At 39.7% G+C, this 3,208-nt stretch carries 2 protein-coding genes and 2 pseudogenes; 3 read left to right on the top strand and 1 reads right to left on the bottom strand.

Going from position 1 to position 3,208, the window contains the following annotated elements:
* Positions 1-34: 34 nt before the first annotated feature.
* Positions 35-124 (bottom strand): annotated as a pseudogene (locus tag MMY81_RS32965) (toxin C-terminal domain-containing protein); the annotation flags it as partial.
* Between the two features lie 728 nt (positions 125-852).
* Between MMY81_RS32965 and MMY81_RS32960 the strand changes: the two are divergent.
* From MMY81_RS32960 to MMY81_RS36410, 3 genes and pseudogenes are all read left to right on the top strand, one after another.
* Positions 853-1,374, top strand: coding sequence for a hypothetical protein (locus MMY81_RS32960; RefSeq protein WP_252312873.1), 522 nt, complete (start codon positions 853-855; stop codon positions 1,372-1,374).
* 133 nt (positions 1,375-1,507) lie between these two features.
* Positions 1,508-3,055: an IS21 family transposase gene (istA, locus tag MMY81_RS32955; RefSeq protein ID WP_252312874.1), complete on the top strand. Its 1,548-nt coding sequence runs from the start codon at positions 1,508-1,510 to the stop codon at positions 3,053-3,055.
* Positions 3,052-3,208: pseudogene (locus MMY81_RS36410) on the top strand (ATP-binding protein); the annotation flags it as partial. The gene istA and the pseudogene MMY81_RS36410, both read left to right, overlap by 4 nt.

Below are 3,208 nucleotides of genomic sequence, written 5' to 3'. Positions count from 1 at the left end.
CTCACATGAAACTTTTCTATGTTTTGCATCTTTATTACCCTCCCGTTCTTTTCAGCTGTGCATTATAAGTACCTGACCTCGTTGTTTTACTTCCTGGAGTTTTTATAGAGGCAGCGCCTTTCCATAGATCTCTCTTTAGTAGAGGCTTCATCTTAAACCATAACCTCATTGGTATTAATTTCTTCTTCATTTAAGATGCTGGTATTTTCTTTTTCGATATAAGTGGATAATCCAGGTTCTCCTAAGTAGTATTGATCGATGCAGGTATTGTTATCGATAAGCACACGTAAATGCAAATAAATCCCTCTTTCTGTAAGTTAGTTTAATTCGTACATATTTCTTTTGAAAACTGTTATGTAACTATATTGCCTTGCATCTTAAAAATAAAATAACTAAAAAAATAACAAATAGAGATACCTTCTACAACACCAAACCTCATTGATACTTTATTGTAAATTAATGGAACATTATTTCATAGGTAACTTTGACAAACTTTCAAAATCAAAGCCTTAAACTCTTTAGATAAAGCCTTAAGCTCTTATTTGCTTTAACTAGATAGGGTTTTTTTAAAATAAATAAAATTACTGCAATTAATAAAAAGGGGCTGCTTCTATGTATATATTAACGATAAAAGAAAGCTCGAACTTTGCTGAAAAACATGATATCTTTTAAAACAGGAATAAAGAGAGAGTTCACAATAAACTCTGGACCGAAGAAGAAATACGTGAGTTTGTCCTCTGCAAGATGGAGCAGCGAAATGAATAATGTAATAAGTAATCGGCGGCGACCCGTTACTTATTTTTTTGTTTTCAACATTTACTTCCAATTAATAATATTCAATTGAGGGATAACATGAAAAAGTATTTACTGTATACGTTGGCGCTGATAAGCCTTTTAGTTTTCGGGGCCTGTAGCGAATTAGAAGAGTCCAACGAGAGAGAACTTCCGGAAGAAAGTAAAAGTACTGCCAAAGCAGAAAAAGAAACTACTGCTCCTGAAAGTACTGCAAACAAAATATCAAAAGAAATATTTGGTGATGCCCTTATAGATACCGAATATTATGAGGCAAGTAATCATGTTAATATTTATGTTAATTTAACTAACCTCAGTGATAATTTAACTAATAACATGATAAAAGCCGAGGCCTACAATGATGTAACTGCTTTATTAATAGAATTACAAAATGAATATGTTTTTGATGATATTTATGTTCAATTTGAAACTACCCTGGTTAGTCATTATGAAGAAAGAAAAGATAAAGTAATTGCCATTGATTTTGAGAAAGAGACAATAGAACGTATTGATTTTGATACCTTTTTGAGTCCTGATATTCCCCATGCGGCTGATCATTATTGGGAGCATCCGTTATTGTAAACGATAAACTAGAGAGAGCAATTTATCACAATTAAGACAGAGCAGGTTTCCACAAATAAGATTGACCAATTTCCCTACAAATATGACACTTTTAATAGGCTGAGGCTAGTTTATTGAAAGTGAGGAATTTGGAGTGAAGCGATTTATGAAATATGCAGAGATCCGGCAGTTACATGCCGAAGGGTTTTCCATTAACTCGATTGCAAAAAAACTAAATATGTCGAGGAATACGGTAAAAGATTATATGGGGATGGCCCCGGAGGAATTTGAGGATTTTCTCATTTCCCTGCGCCACCGGTCAAAGAAGCTGGATCCCTTCCGGGATCCGATTCTCCACTGGCTGCAGGAGCACCCGGATTTGACTGGGGCCCAGGTCCATGACTGGTTGGAAGAACGGATGAGTTTTCGAGGTGCTACGGAAAATACAGTCCGTAATTATGTGAATGAGCTGCGCGAGATGTACCATATTCCCAAAAAAATACAGCACCGAAACTATTCGGCCACTCCTGAAAGTTTTCCGGGGCAGCAGGGGCAAGTCGATTTTGGACAAACCGTCGTGAAAAAGAAAACGGGAGGACACAAACGCCTTTACTTCATTGCTTTTGTCCTGTCCCATTCTCGCTATAAGTATGTCGAGTGGCTGGATCGTCCCTTCCGCACGGCTGACGTCGTAAGATGTCATGAAAATGCGTTTGCCTATTACGAAGGAATGCCGGCGGAGATGGTTTATGATCAAGATGCGCTGCTCGCCGTCAGTGAGAACGCCGGAGATCTCATTTTAACAGCCGAATTTACCAAATACCAAACAGCACGAGGCTTTAAAGTGTACCTTTGCCGGAAAAGTGATCCAGAATCAAAAGGGAAAATCGAACAGGTCGTGAAGTTTGTGAAATACAACTTCAGCAAAAACCGAGTGTTCGATCAATTAGCGACGTGGAATGAAGCCTGCTTGGCCTGGTTAAAGCGGACCGGCAATAGGAAAGTGCATCACAACATAAAAAAGAGACCTTTCGAAGTGCACGCCCTGGAAAAGCAACACTTACAAAAAGTCTCTACTACTTACCTATTTGAACATCATCTTTCCTCCAGTATACCAAGAACGATTCATAAGGACAATGTCATTCGTTACCTGCAGAATCGATATAGCGTGCCCTCAGGCACGTATCGAGAACAGGCATCAAATAAAGCATACCTCCAGATCATAGAGGGGCGTACCCTTTTGATTCGCTTAAAACCAACGGGCCCTGTGTTAGCAACACACCCTCTTTCCGAGAAAAAAGGGATCGTTATTTCAGACCCGCGGCATCGAGTGAAAAGCGAATCCAAGCGCAGTCTTTTAATTCATGAACTGTCGGACGCTTTTTCTAACAAAGCAGGTATTCAGTGGTTTATCGAAGCATTAACAGAAAAATACCCACGGCATTTGATCGATCAATTGAAGGTGATTCAACAAACCATTCGAGCCCATCCAAACAGCATAGAAGCAGCTCTAAAAGATATTCAAAAGCTCCAATTAATCAGTGGCAACGATTTTCGCGATATGGCTTATTCCCTGGACCGGCAGGTCCAGCTCTCTTCTTCTCCTGACGTTTCACTCAACCCAAAATACATGGAATGGAAAGCGCCTGAACGATCAAGCGATACATACTTGAACGTATTGAAGGGAGGGCGAGGGTCATGAGCCATCCTTTTGAGTTGTTACAACAGCAATGCCGAACCCTACGGTTGGCTGAAACAGCCAAAGAGCTGCCGACTCTTCTCCGTAAAGCAGAAGCTAAAGGGTGGACGTATCATGAGTTCACCCATGAACTTTTGACGTACGAGCTCCAGTGTC

The sequence above is a fragment of the Sinobaca sp. H24 genome (assembly GCF_023845525.1).
Note: the sequence above shows the minus strand (reverse complement) of the source record. Positions and strands in the feature narration are given on the sequence as shown.